Raw genomic sequence first — 19,456 nt, 5'->3', positions numbered from 1 at the left:
GAGCATAATTTTGAGTTTAAGAGCTTTAGTTTTAACTTCTACTCGTTGGGAGCAATTCTGGGACAATCTCAATCAGTATGGGTTTCCTGCTGCTGTCTAATAATTGTATTGTATTGAGGTCGCACCCGAAGCAATAAAGGCTGAGTGGCTAGCTGGTTTATATACAGAACAATTAAGATCTCTCTTTAGACATGTTAGTAAGCCTGTACTAATGAGGAATTCAACTAATTCAGCTTTGTACGCTCTATGTTTAGCAAGCCATAAAGAGATAGCAGTCAAAATTACTAATGACATATTCAAACGCTATGAAAAGCTCAAAGGAATAAGTGGATAGTTGTTGCACTACGAGATATTAGAACTGATATTTGTAAATATGGCTCATAAAGGCAATAAATCTTTTTTACCTAGCAAAGACTGTGTAGTTTGTGGCAAGCCCTTTACATGGCGTAAAAAATGGGAGAGATGCTGGGACGAAGTTAAATATTGTAGCGATCGCTGTCGTAAGCAAAAAGGGAATAGTTAAAATAAATATCAGGACAGGTGACGCTTTGCGCCACCTGTCCTGATATCTGAAAAGCTGTCGAGGACTGGAGATTAATGGCTTAGGATTATGAAAAAATTTCTGCTCACATGCTTGTTTTTTGCAGGCTTGTTTTGGGCGCTATCGACCTATCAAGGTTTAGCAGTCCAAGGTAAGTATGACTCGATGGTATTGAATTTTCGCAATGACTTGTCATCGGAACAAGTTGATCGCGAACTGAAGGCGATCGCCTCAAAATATGGAATTGAGCCAAAATTCAATAGTCCCTTCTCCAAGTCAAACCGTCTTTACATCGTTAAAGGCGATGCTCAAGTCCTCGACAAGCTCAAACAGTCGGAAGAACTTCGTAACTTGACTGAATATGTCGAAGCTAATTATGTTTATTCGATGGACTTTATTGGTGGTGGTACAACTCCCAATGATCCAATGTACAAGGAGCAGTGGAATTTAAAAGCGATCGAAGTGGAAAAGGCTTGGCAAAAGACCAAGGGCAAAGGTATCACAGTTGCCGTCATCGATACGGGTGTGAGCAAAGTCGATGATCTTAAAAACACTAATTTTGTTAAGGGATATGACTTTGTAAACGATCGCGAAGATGCTAGCGATGACAATGGGCATGGAACCCATGTTGCGGGAACGATCGCCCAATCGACAAATAATAATTTTGGTGTAGCGGGCATTGCCTACGAAGCCAGCATCATGCCGATTAAAGTACTAGCTGCTTCAGGGGGTGGCACGATCTCCGATATTGCTGAAGCGATTATCTTTGCGGCAGACAATGGCGCAAATGTGATCAATATGAGCCTTGGTGGTGGTGGTGAAAGCAAGCTGATGCAAGAAGCGATCGACTATGCCTACAAAAAAGGTGTGGTGATCGTTGCGGCGGCAGGAAACTCCAATCGCAATGCTGCTTTTTACCCAGCCCGCTATCCTAAGGTAATTGCGGTATCCGCCACGGGTTCTACTGGTGAAAAAGCGCCCTATTCTAACTATGGTGCAGGTATCGATGTCGCGGCTCCTGGGGGCGCGATCGCAAGGGGTAAAAACGGCGAAAAGGGAGATACTTCGGGCGGCATTTTGCAAAATACGATCGATCCTAGAACCAAGCAATCGGTATTTAGTGCTTTCCAAGGAACTAGCATGGCAGCCCCTCACGTGTCTGGTGTCGTGGCTCTGATCGAAGCATCGGGAGTGAAAGATCCTGAAAAGGTTTTACAAGTTCTCAAACAGTCTTCCCGTAAAGTCACTGATGACACCTTGAACTATTACGGAGCAGGGCATTTGAATGCGGCAGCCGCCGTAAATATTGCTTCTCAAGGGCAATTAGGAATTCCTGATTTCTTGCGATGGGCGCGAGACAATGGATACTTAAGTCCGCGTTTTTGGATTGATGGTGGAGCGATCGCTTTAATTCCTAAACTAATTATGGTGATTGGCTCCTATCTGTTGGCGTGGCTACTCAATCGCTGGTTCCCTTTCCGTTGGAATTGGTCATTTAATAATGGGGTTTTCTTTGGCGGCGCAGGTTTATTCTTTTTACGTGGCTTCTATCTATTTGACGTTACCCAACTTCCTTTCCGTATTGCGGGAAGCTCTCTACCTGAATTAGGTAATGCTTTTTCTAATACCAATGCACTTAATCCGATTACAGCAAGTGTATTACTGCCCCTAGGCTTATTGCTGATTCTGCTCGGACATCCCCAATGGAAATGGTTTGCGATCGGTTCAGCGATCGGGACTTCTGCTTGCTTAGCAACCAGTGCAGTGCTTGCGCCACAGATGATGTGGATTGGTGATGGAAGCCCTGCGATCGCTTTTCTCAGCGTCAACTCACTACTTTGTTTTGGGTTTGCCTATCTATCGATTAAATCAGAAACTTCTAGCATATAAACCTAAAGTGGGGGTGCTTTGCATCCCCACTTTGGGTTTTGAAAATTACTACAGAAAATAAATGGATATCCAAATTATCGGAACCGTAGAATATATTGATATTGGCACAGGAACTTGGGCGATCGCAACCGATACTGATGAGCAGTATGAGATTTGGCAACCAGCCCCCGAAGCGATTTTGCAAGAAGGATTGAAAGTAAAGGTTACAGCTAAAGTCCGAGATGATGTATTTACGATGGCAGCGATCGGCGAAGTTATCGAAATTGAAGATTTCCAAAGATTAGGATAACTATTGATTGAGATCATCTATTCTAAGTAAGAGCATGTTTGAGAAGTCTTTTATTTAGCGTAAATTTCTGCTTTTACCCCCCTTAATCCCCCCTTGCAAAAGGGCGGAAACTCAGATCCTCCCCCTTTGCAAGGGGGCGTTAGAGGGGGTAAAAACTTCTCAAACACGCTCTAACTAGCTCACCAAATTAAAACATCAGAAGCAGTCCTGCCCGCGTAGCGGGCAGGACTGCTTTCTAGGTTTTTAGTTTACTTATACCTAGCTACTTAGCTAAGCGTAATTAAATATAAAACCTCAACCACTGTGGCGCACGCTGCGCGTGCGCCACAGTGGTTGCCTCTGGTTTTTAATTATGTCCAGATACTTAACCCTATAAACAGTTTTTTGTGAGGTTCTCATGTCGTACAGCAAGGATCACAATCAGCATCAGCCTTACAGGAATTTGGGAATATTAGGAGCGATCGCCACAGTGACTATGGCTTTCTCAGCGATCGCTAGCATAGAGACCTTTCAGCCTTGGCAAGCAGTTTATGCTTCTGAAAATGCATCTGTTTCTGCAAAGATAAAGCAGTCTGAGATCAAGATTGCTAAAATTGCGGGAACCTATAAGACGGTCTTTACACCTGAATTCTTAGCTGAAGCAAAGAGATATGGTATAGCATCAATTTCAGGGCAATGGATTATCAAGCCTAGTGGTGCATTTGAAGCATTAGTCAATATTACTTCTACGAATGGTAAAAAGGAAACAATCAAAACAACAGGGCTGTTATTCATCAAAAATGGAAAACTAGTGTCACAGTTAGAAACTTTTAATGGTAAAAAAGCTAATCCGCGTTCACTTAATCAGTCCTATACATTGCTAGCAGATGGCAAGACGATACAAATTGACGAGCAACCTGTAAAACTTGTAAGGCAATAAAATCTAAGATAGAGATGGCAGAGCCGTCTCTATCTTAGGGAATTAGATCCAGAAACATACCAGCGATCGCAGTTTCCGCAGCTTCACAAATGCCCCGCTCAGTAATCAAACCAGTTACCAATCTTGCAGGCGTAATATCGAATCCATAGTTTAATGCTGTAGTTTCCAATGGAGCGACTCTTACTTTGCCAATATCGCCGTTATCCTGTAATCCTTGCATATAGAGAACTTCATCAGCGCTACGAGTCTCGATCGCAATCTCTTTGACTCCATCTGATATTTGCATATCAAACGTAGAACTTGGTAGAGCCACATAAAAGGGAACATGATTATCAAAGGCAGCTAGAGCCTTGAGATATGTACCAATTTTATTAGCCACATCACCGCTACGGGTAGTGCGATCGGTTCCCACAATGCAAAGATCGACCTTGCCATACTGCATTAATAATCCACCTGTATTGTCCGCAATCAGTGTATGGGGAATCTTGGACTGTCCGAGTTCCCATGCGGTTAGATTTGCGCCCTGATTGCGTGGACGAGTTTCATCAACCCATACATGAATATTAATCCCCCGATCGCTAGCTTCATAGATAGGCGCTAAGGCACTACCTCGATCCACGATCGCTAACCATCCTGCATTGCAATGGGTCAAGATATTCACGGGTTCGCCTTTGGGCTTAGTCTTGGCGATCGCCTCAATCAATTCACAGCCAAATTTACCAATATTTCTTGTGCCAACCACATCTTCATCGGCAATGGCGATCGCTTCTTTGAGGGCAATTTCTACTAAATCTTGCTTTTGGGCTTGCTTTTGTTGTGCCGATTTTTCTAGGACAGCAATCATGCGATCGACAGCCCACATCAAATTTACGGCGGTCGGACGAGCGCTACGAATTACGGCTGAGAGAGCTTTGATTTTTTCTAAATCACCATTACTCTCCCTAGCCGCTAAATACACGCCAAAAGCCGCAACATTACCAATCACCCCTGCACCACGTACAGTCATATCCTGAATCGCGAGGGTTGCATCAGCGCTAGTTTTTAAAGTTTTAGTCACCAAACAAAAGGGCAGTTGGGTCTGGTCAATCACCACCAGATCGCCATCTTCTAACCAAAATGCTTTATAGGTAGAATTCATAATTTTTCTTGGTCATCCTCGGATAATAGCCTTATCTTTTCTCAATCATGCTCAAATATCAACTCTCAAAAGTTTAAATTACTTGAAACTTAGGATTATTTTTAAGAGAAGCTGCATCAAAAGAATAAGCCCAAAGTAAAAATGGATCATCAGGTAGTTCGACATTGGGTTCGATTAGTAAAGCTAAATAATTCCCTTGCTGCTTGATTACCACCGCCGTATATTCCTTGCCATAGATTACGGCATGGGTAAAGTTCTCAACAGGTAATGAAGCCGCTAACAATGACTTTAGCCCTAGTGCTTGGAAAATTGGTTGCACCCAAATGATGCTCTTACTACCATCTACTAGAGTGTAGTATTCTTTCGGAAGCCCACTTAAATCAAAGGTTGCGGCTCCTAGAGTATAAGCTTCAAATTTAGTTTCTTCTATGGCTGTCATCGTTGTTGGGGAGAGAGACTCATTTCCTTTATGAAGGCTGAGCAATTAAAATTTATGTTTTATTTGGTTTTTAGTTAACTATTCCCTATGCACTTAAGAATTAGTAGTGCGGCGCTAAGCGCCGCACTACTAATTCTTGGACTTTAATGTCTATTTTTAGACTGGGATGGGAGTATTTTATTAATTAAAAAGTAAGTTTGCATTTCTCCCTTACCTTTAATCATAATCTTGCCACGATCGGCAAAATTATATTTGTTTTTCAAAATTAAATAGGTGGAGTCAGAGACTTGGATCTGATCGGCTAATCCATGAGACTCCATCCTGCTCGCAACATTAACCGCATCACCCCACAAATCATAAATAAATTTCTTAATGCCGATTACTCCTGCGACAACTGGCCCTGTATTGACCCCAATCCGAATTTTGAATGGTTCGCCCAAATCACTGGCAAAGCGACCTATTACTTTTTGCATATCTAAAGCCATATCAGCGATCGCCTCAGCATGATCTGGACGAAACATGGGTAGTCCCCCTACTACCATATAGGCATCACCAATAGTTTTGATTTTTTCTAGCCCATACTTTTCGGCTAATCCGTCAAATTCAGAAAAAATTTCATTTAGTAAGCACACCAATTTAACTGGTGGAACTTTTGCGGATAGCTCTGTAAAACTAACAATATCCGCGAATAAAACTGTGGCTTCACTAAAACCATCGGCAATAATTTTTTCTCCCTGTTTTAGGCGTTCAGCGATCGCATAGGGCAGAATGTTCAGCAGTAAATGTTCAGATGTGTCTTTTTCCTTTTGAATAATGGCTTCAGCACGTTTACGCTCTGATATCTCTTTGATAATTCGGGCATACATCTGATTGAATGCTGCCATGACATCTCCCAATTCATCAGTTCGTGGGGCAATCATCGAGTGAAACTGTAAATTCATTTGTTCTTGACTAATGGAGTCAGCAACTAGTTCAAGATCTTCGCGCAATTTTAAAATTGGCAAAATGACGATCGCCCCCAAAATCACTAAGGTACTAGCGGTTACAAACAGGGAAATAATAGCTACTAACCCAATAATTCGCCATACGAAAGTAACTAACTCTTGCTGAATAAATTCGACATTGTGGCGAACTATTAGTACATAACCACTACCAAACTGGTTGCCACTCCATGCAACATCATAACGATTGCCATCGGCACTACGAAACCGTGCGATCGGTTTATCACGTACATCTGCGGCGGTGAGGGTCGGGATTTCGCCCTTTTGATCAAGGCGCTGACCTTTGGCATCTTCTACCGCCCATCCTGCGATATTGGTGTCCCGCTTGATCGATTTTGCTAAATCTATAAACCCTGACTCTGCTTTCATCGATTTAGAGGTTTGCAAAAAAAATCTCGCTTGAATAGCCGAGACTTCTTCAACCTGATTGATCAATTCTTGTTCACGCCGAAAATAAGACGGAACCAGAATAATCGCCTCAATGACGACAATACTGATAAAAATCCAAAAGGTAATCCGTCTTGATAGTTTTGCTTTAGCTAAGCTCAGCAGCGCTTGCGATCGCTCTTCCATGAGTGCTCCATGCTACTGACTTTATTCAACCGTAGTAACGTCATCATCGCAACCGTCATAGTGCTTAAGAAAACAAAAGTGCAAAGCAATCATTTTGTTTTCAGGAAATAGTCCAATCTTCAATTTGCAAATCAGGTACTTTACAGAAATCCTTGTGATTACTCGTAACTACGATTCCCTTAACAGAAAGCGCGATCGCTGCAATTTGGAGGTCTTTCGTACCAACTTTATTAGTTAATTTCTTTTTGAGATCTTGATAAATTTGATATGCATTTTCATCGAAGTCAAGCACATTAACTTTTTTCAAATATGTCAATGTATCCTTAAAACCCTTATAAGCCCAGACACAACGATCAGAATTAACATTCATGACCTTAAACCAACCACGAATTTGTTCCTCGGCAGTAATTGCTGTTATCGCAACATCTTTGGAATTAACAGTAGAAAGATGTTTCAGAACATTAGGATGAGAATTTTGTAAGTAAATCACATGGTTAGTATCAAGTATCCACAAACTCATCTAACTCAATTCCTCATCAGTAATATCTTGATGATTGGCTTCGATAGAGGCTGCTACTTCTTCAAATAAGGGATTATCTTGGTGCATACCAGCCATTTTTAGCCAAGGATTATCTTGGCTAACATGGGGCAAAGAACCTAAGAGGTTTTCTACTTGCTTAAGTTGGATTCGAGCATCTGACACTTTTTCTTCATATTCTTCAACAAAACTGGCAATTACATCTTTAAGTTCATCGACGGTTAAATTACTAACTATCGGGCTTGTCATGTTAAATCACCTCTACTACTTGTAAAAGTATAACTAAAACAAAAGGGACGCTTTGCGTCCCTTTGTGTTTATCTTAATGCTGAGTTCTTGGACTTTTCGACTTCGCGATCTTTTTTGCCGCGCCAGATAAATCGGAGGGGCGTGCCTTCAAAACCGAGGGTTTTGCGGAATTGATTTTCGATGTAACGCTTGTAGTTGTCATTGAAACGATGGGGATCGTTCACAAATAGGATGATTGTTGGTGGACTATCGGAAATTTGGGTGCAGTAGTAGACTTTGCCCTGCTTACCGCCGCGACTGGTGGGTGGTGCGTGCCATGTGACTGCTTCGTTGAGCGCTTCATTTAAGATTGCGGTAGGAACGCGGCGCTTATGTTGCTCGGCGGCGATGTCAATGCGATCGAGAATTTGGGTGACGCGCTGACCTGTAAGCGCACTCACGAAAATAATCGGTGCATATTCCACAAACATCAGACGGCTCTTAACGTCAGCCGTGTAATCGTAAATAGTATAGGAATCTTTTTCGATCGCATCCCATTTATTGACCACAATTACGCAAGCTTTACCCTCATCATTGATCCGACCTGCCAATTTTTGATCTTGATCGGTAACGCCATCGAGGGCATCAATTACTAGTAAAACGACATCAGAACGTCCGATCGCCTTAAACGCACGGTTAATGCTAAAAAATTCAATACCGTAATCAATATTCTTTTTACGACGCACACCCGCAGTATCGATCAGACGGTATTTTTTGCCATCGCGTTCAACTGACATGTCGATCGCATCACGAGTTGTGCCAGAAATCGGACTCACAATACTACGATTTTCACCGATGAAAGCATTTAACAAGCTGGACTTACCAACGTTCGGACGACCGATAATCGCTACTTTGATTTCGTCGCTTTCTTTAATTACTTCTTCGGGTGCTGGTAAATGCTTGATTAACTCATCTAGCAATTCGCCCGTACCGTTACCATGAATTCCCGACATCGGGATCGGTTCACCTAAGCCCAAATTCCAAAATTCTGCTGCTAATGAAAGTCCATATTTAGAACCTTCACATTTGTTAACCGCAAGTAATACAGGAATATTTTGTCGTCGTAACCAGCCGCCTAATTGCTCATCAGCATCGGTGATCCCTGCCATACCATCGACCACAAAAATCACCGCCGCCGATTCACGAATGGCTATTTCCGCCTGTTCGCGAATCATTGGTAAAAATTCTGTCTCATCGTCGAATACTAAGCCGCCTGTGTCCACGACTTGAAATTCATGTGCGCCCCAGAAACAATCACGGTAGACGCGATCGCGGGTTACGCCCGGTTCATCATAGACGATCGCGTATTGTTCACCCGACAGGCGGTTTACGAGAGTGGATTTGCCCACATTGGGGCGACCGACAACGGCAACAATCGGGAGGGGCATAGCTTTACAGTTTTGGAATTCCGAACTCACTACTATAACTTTAATTTGATGAGTTCGTCAATATCAAACCCTAAACGAGAAAGGCGGCGCGAAGCTCCGCCTTTCTCGTTTAGGGTTTATGTCGTAAAGAGCAAGGCTCTTTAAGGCGTTTTTAATTGAAAGGGGGTGTACTTGCCGCCTAAACCTTCGACAATCGTGCGCGTATTGGCGATCAACATGCCTGCATAGGTCTCAGCCTCACTACCCTTTGCGCCTAGCCCATCAGCATAGAGTACCCGTTCAGACACCTTGACATTTGCTTCCTTAGCAACGGTGGTAATCAATTTAGGATTGATCGATACTTCTGCAAAAATAGTTGGTACTTGACTGGATTTGATCACATTCACCAGTTCTTTAACTCTAGTTGGCGTTGTTTGCTCGTCAGTACTAAGCCCATTCAAAGCACCTTCAACAGAAAGTCCATAGGCTTGAGCATAGTAACCCAGAGCATCATGGGTAGTGATTAACTTCCGTGAGCTTTCAGGAATTGTGGCAATTTGAGCTTTAATCCAAATATCGATCTGTTCTAGTTCGCTAACAAGTTTGGCAGTATTTTGGGTATAGGTTTCCGCTTGATCGGGACGTAGAGCTATTAAGCTCTTACTAATCGACTGAGCAATCTTAATTCCGTTCTGAGCATTATTCCAAACATGAGGATCGGCTTCTTTCTCGCCTGATTTTTTTTCTTTTTCGTGATCGTGATCGTGATCATGGCTGTGACTATGACCATCTGCCGACATGATAGGGCTAGGCACTGCAACCTCATTAACGGCTATTTTGGGCGCAGGATTGGAACTTGCTTGAATGAGTTTGATCAAGCTTGGCTCAAAGTCATAACCACCATAGATAACTAACTTGGCGGAGTCGATCGCTTTCCGATCTTCAGGATTAGGTTGATAAATATGGGGATCGGTTCCTGCTTCGATTAAGCATTTGAGATTAATCGTATCCCCTGCAATTTGTCTAGCCAAACCACAGGCTACGGAGTTAGTTGCCACAACTAGAGGTTGTTCTTCGGTTTTGGTAACTGGTGAGGTAGTGGCTTGAGTAGTTGCTGTAGGGGGTTTATTCGCATCAGTAGCCACAGTGCAGGAAACAAGACTAGCCGCGATCGCTATCAGAGCCGCACTAAAAGCTGAAGAAAGTCTCAAGCTTTTTTTTGTGAATAGCTTTGAGGTCAATTTTGCAGAGTTCGGCAGAGACATTTTTATACTTTATTACAGAAAATGATAATCATTATCATAACATCTTTATATACCAAAGCACAAAATGGTGGAGCCATTTTGTGCTTTGGTTTTATACTTGGCAACAGCTATAAAAAAAGCGGCGCAATGCGCCGCTTTTTTTATGAACCACTAGTTGTGAGATTTAAAGCGATCGCTTCTTTAATCCGCTGAATCACAAAATCTTTCTCTAAATAGGAAAGTAAACTTCCTGCTTTTGGCCCCTTCTCCTTATTTAAGAAGGTGTAATAAACTGCGGCAAAAGCACTCTTCTGAGAGACTTCAATTTGTCTGGAAGTACTAAATAATAGCGTTTGTAATGCTTCACCTTCCCAGTTAACATCACCAGCGAGATTAGTCGCTAATGTCTCCAGATAAGTAACCTGTTCGGCGGTGAGGTTTTTCGCTTTTTCAGGCATTGAGTCCAGATAGAGAACTAGCTTCTCTTCTTCATCGGCATAGTCTTGCAACCATTTTTTGCCAACACGGATGCGATCGCGGACTACTTCCCAATCGCGATCGGTGAGTGGATTCGCACTTCTAGCAACAATCTCGGCTTCGAGATCGAGATGAGGGATTTGTAGCAGTGAAATCAGGGTGCTGAAGTCAAAGGCTTGATAACCTGCAACTTGTTCATCGGTATTCAATTGCGAATAGACTAAGGGAACCAAATCCTCTAGCGCCTTTTCGTCTTTGACTGTATCAGCCTGATATTTATCAATCAGAGTGTCATAGTCACGGAATAAGCGGGTAATTGTCTCGTAATTCGGCGAGAAGTTAATCACGCTACGAGGCTGTGTCCGCAACATCAAGAAGCGGAGTAGTTCAGGTGGTAAGAGATCGGCGATTTCCTTAGCGCTGGAACCGACACCCTTAGAGGAACTCATCTTGGTTCCATTTACCAAAATAAATTCATAGGGGGCATGGGTGGGTGGATTCTTTTTGAAGATCTTGCGATAAATGGAGTTAGCGACATCGCGAGAACCACCTTTTTGGGAATGGTCTTTACCAGCAAGTTCAATCGATACGCCGACGACTTCCCATTTGGCAACCCATTCTACTTTCCAAGGCAACTTACCATTGCCATCAAAGGGTGATATCCAGCCTGTGTGACCGCAACCTTTGACATATTCCATTGCGTTAGGTTGACAGGTATAAAACACCTTACCATCTTGGTAATCAGTGACTACTGTCGTCGCAATTTTGCCGCAGTTCTCGCAAATGGCTTGGAAAGGATACCAATTGGAGGGGCGATCGGCTTTGCTGACTTCTTTGTAGGCTTCGCGGACGAGGTGAGCATTGTTCAAGAAGAGATCAATATATTGATTCATCTTGCCTGAACGGTAGAGGTCGCGCAGGTAATAAACTTGGGGACGCACACCTAAATGCTCGAATACTTCGAGAAATTCGCCCATAAAGTATTTGGCATAATCAGTCGCCGATGCTTCGGGTGAGGGGACATTGCAGAGGGGCTGTCCTAAATAGGGTGCAAATTTGGCTTGATCTAAATAATGGGGTACGGTGTCGAGCGCATCGTAATCGTCAACGCCGTAGGTAAAGGTGACGGGTTTACCTGCGTGTTTGAGGGCGCGATAGATGGCATCGTGAATCACAACCCCGCGCAATGAGCCGACATGAACGCGCCCAGAGGGGGTTTTGGAATCGTTGACTATAATGCGATCGCCGCTTGCATCTGCTGCAAATTTATCCGCCCAAAACATAGTGGTAATTATCCGAAAGTCTTTCAAGAGTTAGGTTTGGCGTATGATTTTGTTAATCTAGACAATTTCGCGCCTTGTCTAGTCTAACAGGATTAAAAATTTTCTGACCCTATTTTTTTGCCCCAGTCGTAAATTAAGTTGTCATTTGCCTTTTATCTTTGATGGCGATCGCTATTTCCATTTCCATTAGTATTATGAGCAGAGAGTTCTAGGCGAGATTCTGTAACAATTGTTTCTATCTTGCTTTTGATTTGTTGTTGAATGAGATAAATATCTATAGAAAGAAATAGAAAAATCAACCTAACATCTGAGTTAAGCCTTGGCTTACTACTACAACTGCTTCTTAATCAAAGAACTTGTCAATTGTGCCCACTCACCAGAAAATCTGGCGAATGTGGATATCATATCGAAAAAGATCTCAGCATCTTCTTTGCCAAACTGCTCTAGCAAGTCCAGTGCGTGCTCATCATAGTGATAGCCAATTTTATTCCGATAGATAGAGTACTTCTCGACTTTTCCGATCGGGTGATTGGTTTTTATCTCTTTAATTTTTTCCCGAATAGCGTTGTCCCCGCAGTTCTTATTTTTTGCAATCTCTAAGAGGAGCCTTCCGCCTTTGCCGAAATACCAATTCTTGGCTTCAAATAGCTTTGAAGAGATATCAACCATCCAGAGAAGCCTTGCCAAGCCTTCTCGATCACATTCATCAAAGGCTACAACCAATCTGCACATATCACAGTGAATCATTGCAGCCATAGCCCATGCAACTTTTTGGTTCTTTGGAACAGAAGAAAACTCTTCTGCTTGTAGAGCGTCAAAGGCTTTTTGAGCGTTCTTTGATACTATTTTTATTGTCTGTTCGTTTATTTCAGTGAGATTCATTGATGTATGGAGTGGATGACCTAACTTATAGTTTTAAAGCAATTGCGATTTAATTAATTCGTTGTTGGACAATTTCAATCCAATCGTTTTTTAAATCTTCAGTTTTCATAATATTCACGCTCCTTGCGCGTTGCCTTTCTTACTTCGTTTGATCGGCAATTGCTTTAGCTATACCTTATGCAAAATGATAGAATATCCCCTAAAAAGTTACACCTCATGTAATGAACCAAAAATTTTTTATCGCATTGTTGCCACCTGATTCTATTCAAGATGAAGTTAGACAAATTCAACATGACTTCCGCGATCGCTACAGCACTCAATCCACTCTCAAATCTCCACCTCACATCACCCTAATTCCTCCATTTGAATTATCAAGCGATCGCCTCGAACCATTACAAATAGAACTAGAGAAATTTGCTAAAACGCGATCGCCTTTTACGATCAACCTATCAGGATTTGCCGCATTCCCACCTCGCGTTATTTATCTCAATGTTGCGCCCAATCCAATTTTGCCAAACCTCTATGTAGATATTGCGGCTACCCTTGCCAACAATCTCGGCATTCACGATCCCTATGCTTCTAGACCCTTTGTGCCACATATGACCGTTGCTTTTCGCGACCTAACCCCTGAGAACTTTGAACAAGCTTGGGCGGAATTTAGTGATCGCCAGATTAAGTTTGAATTTGAATCAATTAATCTGACACTGTTGAAATATGAGGCACAAAAATGGAATATTCTATCTACTTTTCCTTGGCAATCATCAATTTAATCTGTACCTCCCCATGTCCAAACAGGATTACCATTCTTCACACTCCTATTCAAAATTACAGGCGTTAGCCCATTCGCATCTCTCATCCCCGTCATATCCAAAATCAAGTAAACCTTGCCATTCTCAAACCGCATTCGTAAATATGAATGCCCTTCAAACTGCTCATCATTATACTTAGTGATACCTGCTGTCCCCTTACAGCTGCGATACTTAACCTGCAAATTTGCTACCCAAGTCACACTAAACTCATCACTTTTCTCAATCCGAAACTCCCTTGCAAACCAACCCAGAGACGCTGAGCCATCGGTAGTATAACCACCCTCAGCATAGGGACGTGGTGTTTGAGTGAGACTCACCTCAGTAGGACAAAGCGGAAAAGTCCCACCCGAATCCCTAGGATACACACTCAGCTTGATATTGTTCGGCGCAGCAAAACTGGGATTTGTGAATATGGATAATTGCGCGATCACCAAAGCCCCAACACCCAAACATACCTGTCTAAAAATTTGACTAAAAGCCTTAACCCTAAAGTTTTTCATATAATTTTTGACTACCATAATAACTCTATAAACCGTAGAAGGCAAAAGAGCTTCTGTGGTTCCCTTAATCCAATGGGGCTTGGAGACCAAGCCCCTACATTTAGGAGGATAGGTAGGGGTTTGGTCTCCAAACCCTCTTTATACCAATTCACGAAAGTATTGCAGTACTTAATTAAAAACCAAACCCAGTAAGGGTTTTAAAAGCCTAAAACCTGTGGCGCACGTTGCGCGTGCGCCACAGGTTTTGGCTCTGAGGTTTAATTATGCCCAGCTACTTATGTAACATCAGTCAATCGATCTTAAAAAACGCTATATTGATTTGCCTAGGCTAAAAGCGACAACTAACCCATGACCACCTCCGTTTTATCCGATTTAAAAATTCGCTTCTCTAAGGCGATCGCCAAAGCTTTTGGTGAAGAATATGCCAACCACGATCCCGCTGTTGCTCCTTCTAAGGATGCTAAGTTTGGTGATTATCAATGTAATGCAGCTTTAGGTTTAACTAAAAAACTCAAACAAAAGCCTCAAGATGTAGCAGCTCAAATAATTGCAAACGTACAAGTTGACGATATGTTCGAGGCTCCGACGATCGCAGGAGCAGGATTTATTAACTTAAAGCTGAAACTTAGTTACTTAGAAACCCAATTAGCAAAAATGCAAAAAAGCGATCGCCTCGCGATCTCCAAGGTCGAAAAACCCGATCGCGTAATTGTCGATTTCTCAAGTCCAAATATTGCTAAGGAAATGCATGTCGGACATTTGCGATCGACGATTATCGGTGACAGCATTGCGCGGATTTTAGAATTTCAAGGTCACGAAGTCCTTCGCCTCAACCATGTTGGTGACTGGGGAACTCAATTTGGGATGTTGATTTCTTACTTGCGCGAAGTTTATCCCGATGCTCTGACTAAAGCTGATGCGATCGCGATCGGTGACTTGGTAGAACTCTATCGCGCCGCCAAAAAACGCTTTGACGAAGATGAAACCTTTAAGGAAACTTCTCGCAAGGCTGTAGTGGAGTTACAAGCGGGAGGCGCTGAAGCAAAACTAGCATGGCAATTACTTTGCGAACAGTCGCGCCGTGAATTCCAAAAGATCTATGATGCACTGAATATTCAATTAGAAGAGCGCGGCGAATCTTTTTATAATCAGTTCTTATCTGATGTAGTTACCGACCTACGCGAAACTGGCTTATTGCAAGAGAATCAAGGTGCGTTATGTGTATTTCTGGAAGGCTTCACTAATAAAGATGGTCAACCCTTGCCGCTTATTGTCCAGAAATCCGATGGCGGTTATAACTACGCAACCACTGACCTCGCCGCTTTGCGCTATCGCATTCGTGAAGACAAAGCCACTCGCATCATTTACGTTACTGATATCGGACAGTCAGGACATTTCGCCCAAGTTTTTCAAGTTGCTAAACGTGCTAATTGGATTCCTGAAACTGTGCAGACTACCCATGTTCCCTTTGGCTTAGTGATGGGTGACGATGGCAAGAAGTTTAAAACGCGATCGGGTGATACGATCGCCCTTAAGAGTCTCCTCGAAGAAGCAATTACTCGCGCCCGTGCCGACATCGAAACCCGTAACCCTGAAGCCTCAGAGGAGTTTAAACAAGATGTCGCCGAAGCGATCGGACTTGGAGCCGTCAAGTACGCCGATCTCTCGCAAAATCGCACCAGTAACTACATCTTCAGCTTTGACAAGATGCTAGCTCTGCAAGGAAACACAGCGCCCTATATGCTCTATGCCTATGTGCGTGTACAGGGCATTGGACGCAAGGGCGAGATTGATTTTGCCAGTTTGAATGTTGATGCGGTAAAGCTCACTCAAGATCCTGAGATTGTCCTAGCTAAGCATTTGTTACAATTTGCCGAAGCGATCGATGCGGTTGCGGAAGAGTTATTCCCCAACCGTCTCTGTCAATATCTCTTTGAACTCAGCCAAAAGTTCAATCAATTCTTCGAGCAATGCCCTGTATTGCAAGCGGAAGAGTCCGAAAGGATCTCGCGATTGAGTCTCTGTGACATCACCGCCAAAACTCTCAAATTAGGATTAAATCTCCTCGGTATTCGTGTTTTAGAACGTATGTAATGCAAAATCATAAAAGTTTAGGGCTTGGAAACCAAGCCCCTACCAAATAAATGTATGGTTTAGGGCTTGGTTCCCAAGCCCTGAATAGTTGTCAATTTAGAAATTCAAAAATGACTTTAGAACAACCTGATAGTATTTGGAATCATAAGCCTTGGTGGTGTCAACCCTGGTCAATCATCTTGACTGGAATCTCGATTATTAGTGGTAGCTGGCTGTTATTTAAACTAGTTTGGTTATCGATTTTGGTCGCGATTCCTATAACTGCATGGATGGGATTTTTCGTGATTCTATTCCCCAAATTAGCTCAGCAAGATGTTGTAAATCAAGAAATTAGTTAATATCCCAGCATTATTAGGCTAAAGACTTCAAGTTGCTTCTTGCTACCAAGTAGCTAGGCATAAAACTAAAAAACTAGAAAGCTGTCCCGCCTGATACGCGGGCGGGACAGCTTCTGGTTTTAGGTTTTAATGTTGATCAAACGAGCCACAAGAGAAAAATTTGAAAGCTTTGCAAAGCTTTCAAATTTTTCTCTTGGTTTGGACTTGAGCGCAGAGCGCTGCAAGATTAATATATAGCGTTTACCAATCTAACTACTGGTTTGTTGCCCTGCCGAAGGCAGGGCAACAAACCTTTGTACCTCGCTAGATTGAAAAGCGCTATATTTGCGTGGTGAAATCCGAATAGAGACAACGGTTAGCTTTTATGACATATCAGTACAATATGATGAGAGTAAACCGTAAAGATAAACTATGATCCCAACCGTAATTGAACAGTCTGGTCGTGGCGAAAGAGCCTTTGACATTTTTTCGCGTCTACTGCGGGAGCGGATCGTATTTTTGGGGCAACAGGTTGACGACAGTATTTCTAATATCATCGTTGCTCAGTTGCTTTTTCTCGAAGCCGATGACCCCGAAAAAGATATTTTCTTGTATATCAACTCCCCTGGTGGTTCTGTGACCGCAGGAATGGCTATTTACGATACGATGCAGCACATTCGTCCTGATGTTTCCACCATCTGTGTGGGACTAGCAGCAAGTATGGGGGCTTTCTTGCTCACTGGTGGTGCAAAGGGTAAAAGACTATCTTTGCCCCATACACGCATCATGATTCACCAGCCCCTTGGTGGCGCACAAGGACAAGCGACAGATATCGAAATCCAAGCTAAGGAAATCCTGTATCACAAGAATCGTCTCAATGAGTTGATGGCTTTCCATACAGGACAGCCCATTGAACGCATTGCCGAAGATACCGATCGCGATTTCTTTATGGCTCCCGATGAAGCCAAAAATTATGGGTTGATCGACGAAGTTGTGTCACAACGCCCAAAATTTGAAGTTGCTAGTTAGTATTGTAAAAAATGGCTCAAGACTTGAGCCATTTTTTATTTTTAATATTTAATTTTGAGTAAATATGCTTGAAGCAAACTCTTTGAAATCCCTTAAACAAGAAGCCGAAATAAATTCTTGTGATGATCAGGTGTGGCTGCGTTTAGCAAGAGCCTGTTATCAGCAAGCAAATTGGGAAGAGGCGATCGCGGCCTATGATCGAGCTATTGATATTCGACATCAGTACGCAGATGAGAATTATGATCCTAGCAATATCTTAGTCACATCCCCCTCAAATATTTCTAATAGTAATGAAGATAGTTCTAATTCATTAGACGAAGCATTTACTTACTATCAAGACACCTTAGAAATAGAATCTGAATACGCAGTATTCTATCTTCATTATGGGTATTTCCTACGCGATCAATTACAGATTAATGCAGCCGAATCAGCATTTCACAAATCCCTAGAGATTAATCCAGAATTGGCTGAATCCTTTCTAGAGCTAGGCAACATTGAATATAACCGATGTAACTATGGAGCATCTGTACAATATTTTCAAAATGCGCTTGTTCATAAACCCGAATATGCCGAAGCCTATTGCAATATTGGTAACTGTTTAGCATTACAAGGTCAGTTTGAAGAAGCGATTACTTGTTATGAACAAGCCTATGCCATAAATCCCAACTTGCCCGAACTTTCTCAGAAGTTGAACAAAATCTACAACAGGTTCGTACCACGTTGGCATTTCCCAATGATGAATGATACTTACCGCAATGATTGCTATGAAAAGACCTTACAAAAACTGGTCAAGCCTGACTCCGTAGTTTTAGATATTGGTTCTGGCTCTGGATTACTAGCCCTTATGGCTGCAAGGGCTGGTGCAAAGCAAGTATATACCTGTGAAAAGGTGAATGTAATCGCTAATATCGCCCGACAAATTGTGGAGGCTAATGGCTATAGTCAACAGATTACTACGTTTAATAAACTATCCAATGACTTAAAAGTCGGTGAGGATTTAGCCGAACCTGCCGATATCTTAGTCAGCGAAATTTTTGATGTGGGACTCTTAGCAGAGTATGCAGTTCCTTCTATTCGTCATGCCCGTGAACACTTACTGAAACCCAGTGCCAAGATTATTCCTAGGGCAGCAACTGTATATGCAGCTTTGGTTGAGAGTCAGGATGTGTTTCATACGGATCGTGTGAATATGGTGTCTGGTTTTGATCTGAGTTTGTTTAATACTTTTTCCAAAAAAGAAGATTACTTGCAATTATTTTTGCGTAACTTCAAACATAAAATCCTCTGTCAGCCTTTTGAGGTCTTTGAGTTTGACTTCTGTGGGGCTAATATCGAGCCTGAAAATCGCAAGATAGCTGTCCAGATTATGCAAAATGGAAATTGCCATGCGATCGCCTTTTGGTTTCGTCTATGGTTAGATGATGAGATTTATCTAGATACTAGTCCCTTGAGTCAAGATACTTGCTGGATGCAGGCTGTCCATATTGTCGATCCGCCTAAATCTGTTTATGCTGGGCAGGAAGTAGTAGTATTAGCCAGCCACGATACCTCATACATTGATTTAAAGTTGAGTGAGTAGAAAAGTGTTGTCACACTTTCGTGAATTGGTATATAGCGCTTTTCAAGTAAGCGAGGTACACAGGTTTGTTTTCCCGCCGAAGGTGGGAAAACAAACCCGTACTTAGACTGGTAAACGCTATAAGTAACTGGGCGCAATTAAATATAAAACCCTAAAACCTGTGGCGCACGCGCAGCGTGCGCCACAGGTTTTAGCTCTGGGTTTTAATTATGCCTAGCTACTTAAAAGCTTTTTAATATGTAGTGTGTGAGGAAACATA

20 protein-coding genes are annotated in these 19,456 nt (G+C 42.5%); 9 read left to right on the top strand and 11 right to left on the bottom strand.

Translation table 11 applies throughout. The features are described 5' to 3' along the window. Window positions 1–373 precede the first annotated feature (373 nt). The 4 genes from VB775_RS20185 (at window position 374) to VB775_RS20170 (ending at window position 3,639) form a co-directional block, all read left to right on the top strand. Window positions 374–523 carry a DUF2256 domain-containing protein gene (locus VB775_RS20185; RefSeq protein ID WP_094529854.1) on the top strand — a complete coding sequence of 50 codons (150 nt, stop codon included), beginning with the start codon at window positions 374–376 and terminating at the stop codon, window positions 521–523. Window positions 524–610: 87 nt separating this feature from the next. Then, the gene (locus VB775_RS20180) at window positions 611–2,431 is read left to right on the top strand and encodes a S8 family peptidase (RefSeq protein WP_281006658.1); all 1,821 of its coding nucleotides are present in this window, start codon (window positions 611–613) and stop codon (window positions 2,429–2,431) included. Window positions 2,432–2,492: 61 nt separating this feature from the next. Continuing rightward, on the top strand, window positions 2,493–2,720 hold the full coding sequence (locus tag VB775_RS20175; protein ID WP_281006659.1) for a hypothetical protein: 228 nt from the start codon (window positions 2,493–2,495) through the stop codon (window positions 2,718–2,720). A gap of 397 nt (window positions 2,721–3,117) precedes the next feature. Continuing rightward, on the top strand, window positions 3,118–3,639 hold the full coding sequence (locus tag VB775_RS20170; RefSeq protein WP_281006660.1) for a hypothetical protein: 522 nt from the start codon (window positions 3,118–3,120) through the stop codon (window positions 3,637–3,639). Window positions 3,640–3,673: 34 nt separating this feature from the next. Here the strand turns inward: VB775_RS20170 and mtnA are convergent, their stop codons facing one another. The 10 genes from mtnA to VB775_RS20120 form a co-directional block, all read right to left on the bottom strand. Continuing rightward, entirely contained in the window at window positions 3,674–4,777 is a 1,104-nt protein-coding gene (gene mtnA / locus VB775_RS20165) for an S-methyl-5-thioribose-1-phosphate isomerase (RefSeq protein ID WP_281006661.1), read from the bottom strand. A gap of 73 nt (window positions 4,778–4,850) precedes the next feature. After that, window positions 4,851–5,216, bottom strand: a complete 366-nt coding sequence (locus VB775_RS20160) for a hypothetical protein (RefSeq protein WP_281006662.1) — start codon at window positions 5,214–5,216, stop codon at window positions 4,851–4,853. A 143-nt stretch (window positions 5,217–5,359) separates the two neighbouring features. Then, window positions 5,360–6,790, bottom strand: coding sequence for an adenylate/guanylate cyclase domain-containing protein (locus tag VB775_RS20155; protein WP_281006663.1), 1,431 nt, complete (start codon window positions 6,788–6,790; stop codon window positions 5,360–5,362). Window positions 6,791–6,890: 100 nt separating this feature from the next. Further along, window positions 6,891–7,310, bottom strand: coding sequence for a type II toxin-antitoxin system VapC family toxin (locus VB775_RS20150; RefSeq protein WP_281006664.1), 420 nt, complete (start codon window positions 7,308–7,310; stop codon window positions 6,891–6,893). Then, window positions 7,311–7,577 (bottom strand): hypothetical protein, encoded by a 267-nt coding sequence (locus VB775_RS20145; protein WP_281006665.1) that lies wholly within the window; start codon window positions 7,575–7,577, stop codon window positions 7,311–7,313. Between the two features lie 68 nt (window positions 7,578–7,645). Next, window positions 7,646–9,004, bottom strand: a complete 1,359-nt coding sequence (gene der, locus VB775_RS20140) for a ribosome biogenesis GTPase Der (RefSeq protein WP_281006666.1) — start codon at window positions 9,002–9,004, stop codon at window positions 7,646–7,648. A gap of 140 nt (window positions 9,005–9,144) precedes the next feature. Then, complete coding sequence (locus VB775_RS20135; protein ID WP_281006667.1) at window positions 9,145–10,194, bottom strand: metal ABC transporter solute-binding protein, Zn/Mn family; 1,050 nt, start codon at window positions 10,192–10,194, stop codon at window positions 9,145–9,147. Window positions 10,195–10,388: 194 nt separating this feature from the next. Further along, the gene (gene lysS / locus VB775_RS20130; RefSeq protein WP_281006668.1) at window positions 10,389–11,987 is read right to left on the bottom strand and encodes a lysine--tRNA ligase; all 1,599 of its coding nucleotides are present in this window, start codon (window positions 11,985–11,987) and stop codon (window positions 10,389–10,391) included. A 152-nt stretch (window positions 11,988–12,139) separates the two neighbouring features. Next, window positions 12,140–12,286: a hypothetical protein gene (locus tag VB775_RS20125; protein WP_281006669.1), complete on the bottom strand. Its 147-nt coding sequence runs from the start codon at window positions 12,284–12,286 to the stop codon at window positions 12,140–12,142. Window positions 12,287–12,317: 31 nt separating this feature from the next. Beyond that, the gene (locus VB775_RS20120; protein WP_281006670.1) at window positions 12,318–12,869 is read right to left on the bottom strand and encodes a hypothetical protein; all 552 of its coding nucleotides are present in this window, start codon (window positions 12,867–12,869) and stop codon (window positions 12,318–12,320) included. Window positions 12,870–13,090: 221 nt separating this feature from the next. On the opposite strand from VB775_RS20120, the gene VB775_RS20115 reads away from it, so the two are divergent. Beyond that, window positions 13,091–13,639, top strand: a complete 549-nt coding sequence (locus tag VB775_RS20115) for a 2'-5' RNA ligase family protein (protein ID WP_281006671.1) — start codon at window positions 13,091–13,093, stop codon at window positions 13,637–13,639. Here the strand turns inward: VB775_RS20115 and VB775_RS20110 are convergent. After that, window positions 13,636–14,178, bottom strand: a complete 543-nt coding sequence (locus VB775_RS20110) for a hypothetical protein (protein ID WP_281006672.1) — start codon at window positions 14,176–14,178, stop codon at window positions 13,636–13,638. The genes VB775_RS20115 and VB775_RS20110 overlap by 4 nt on opposite strands. Before the next feature lie 348 nt (window positions 14,179–14,526). On the opposite strand from VB775_RS20110, the gene argS reads away from it, so the two are divergent. From argS to VB775_RS20090, 4 genes are all read left to right on the top strand, one after another. Continuing rightward, window positions 14,527–16,272, top strand: coding sequence for an arginine--tRNA ligase (gene argS, locus VB775_RS20105; protein ID WP_281006673.1), 1,746 nt, complete (start codon window positions 14,527–14,529; stop codon window positions 16,270–16,272). A 110-nt stretch (window positions 16,273–16,382) separates the two neighbouring features. Then, window positions 16,383–16,610 carry a DUF6737 family protein gene (locus tag VB775_RS20100; RefSeq protein WP_281006674.1) on the top strand — a complete coding sequence of 76 codons (228 nt, stop codon included), beginning with the start codon at window positions 16,383–16,385 and terminating at the stop codon, window positions 16,608–16,610. A gap of 411 nt (window positions 16,611–17,021) precedes the next feature. Then, window positions 17,022–17,618 (top strand): ATP-dependent Clp endopeptidase proteolytic subunit ClpP, encoded by a 597-nt coding sequence (gene clpP, locus VB775_RS20095; protein ID WP_281006675.1) that lies wholly within the window; start codon window positions 17,022–17,024, stop codon window positions 17,616–17,618. Between the two features lie 64 nt (window positions 17,619–17,682). After that, window positions 17,683–19,197 carry a tetratricopeptide repeat protein gene (locus VB775_RS20090; RefSeq protein ID WP_281006676.1) on the top strand — a complete coding sequence of 505 codons (1,515 nt, stop codon included), beginning with the start codon at window positions 17,683–17,685 and terminating at the stop codon, window positions 19,195–19,197. The last annotated feature ends 259 nt before the right edge of the window (window positions 19,198–19,456 follow it).

The organism is Pseudanabaena sp. CCNP1317 (assembly GCF_034931345.1).
GTDB classification, from domain to species: domain Bacteria; phylum Cyanobacteriota; class Cyanobacteriia; order Pseudanabaenales; family Pseudanabaenaceae; genus Pseudanabaena; species Pseudanabaena galeata.
Note: the sequence above shows the minus strand (reverse complement) of the source record. Positions and strands in the feature narration are given on the sequence as shown.

Bases quoted from the DNA above. Each gene is read 5' to 3' on its own strand.
- VB775_RS20185 (WP_094529854.1), top strand. From the start codon at position 374: ATGGCTCATAAAGGCAATAAATCTTTTTTACCTAGCAAAGACTGTGTA.
- VB775_RS20180 (WP_281006658.1), top strand. From the start codon at position 611: ATGAAAAAATTTCTGCTCACATGCTTGTTTTTTGCAGGCTTGTTTTGG.
- VB775_RS20175 (WP_281006659.1), top strand. From the start codon at position 2,493: ATGGATATCCAAATTATCGGAACCGTAGAATATATTGATATTGGCACA.
- VB775_RS20170 (WP_281006660.1), top strand. From the start codon at position 3,118: ATGTCGTACAGCAAGGATCACAATCAGCATCAGCCTTACAGGAATTTG.
- mtnA (WP_281006661.1), bottom strand. From the start codon at position 4,777: ATGAATTCTACCTATAAAGCATTTTGGTTAGAAGATGGCGATCTGGTG.
- VB775_RS20160 (WP_281006662.1), bottom strand. From the start codon at position 5,216: ATGACAGCCATAGAAGAAACTAAATTTGAAGCTTATACTCTAGGAGCC.
- VB775_RS20155 (WP_281006663.1), bottom strand. From the start codon at position 6,790: ATGGAAGAGCGATCGCAAGCGCTGCTGAGCTTAGCTAAAGCAAAACTA.
- VB775_RS20150 (WP_281006664.1), bottom strand. From the start codon at position 7,310: ATGAGTTTGTGGATACTTGATACTAACCATGTGATTTACTTACAAAAT.
- VB775_RS20145 (WP_281006665.1), bottom strand. From the start codon at position 7,577: ATGACAAGCCCGATAGTTAGTAATTTAACCGTCGATGAACTTAAAGAT.
- der (WP_281006666.1), bottom strand. From the start codon at position 9,004: ATGCCCCTCCCGATTGTTGCCGTTGTCGGTCGCCCCAATGTGGGCAAA.
- lysS (WP_281006668.1), bottom strand. From the start codon at position 11,987: ATGTTTTGGGCGGATAAATTTGCAGCAGATGCAAGCGGCGATCGCATT.
- VB775_RS20120 (WP_281006670.1), bottom strand. From the start codon at position 12,869: ATGAATCTCACTGAAATAAACGAACAGACAATAAAAATAGTATCAAAG.
- VB775_RS20115 (WP_281006671.1), top strand. From the start codon at position 13,091: ATGAACCAAAAATTTTTTATCGCATTGTTGCCACCTGATTCTATTCAA.
- VB775_RS20110 (WP_281006672.1), bottom strand. From the start codon at position 14,178: ATGAAAAACTTTAGGGTTAAGGCTTTTAGTCAAATTTTTAGACAGGTA.
- argS (WP_281006673.1), top strand. From the start codon at position 14,527: ATGACCACCTCCGTTTTATCCGATTTAAAAATTCGCTTCTCTAAGGCG.
- VB775_RS20100 (WP_281006674.1), top strand. From the start codon at position 16,383: ATGACTTTAGAACAACCTGATAGTATTTGGAATCATAAGCCTTGGTGG.
- clpP (WP_281006675.1), top strand. From the start codon at position 17,022: ATGATCCCAACCGTAATTGAACAGTCTGGTCGTGGCGAAAGAGCCTTT.
- VB775_RS20090 (WP_281006676.1), top strand. From the start codon at position 17,683: ATGCTTGAAGCAAACTCTTTGAAATCCCTTAAACAAGAAGCCGAAATA.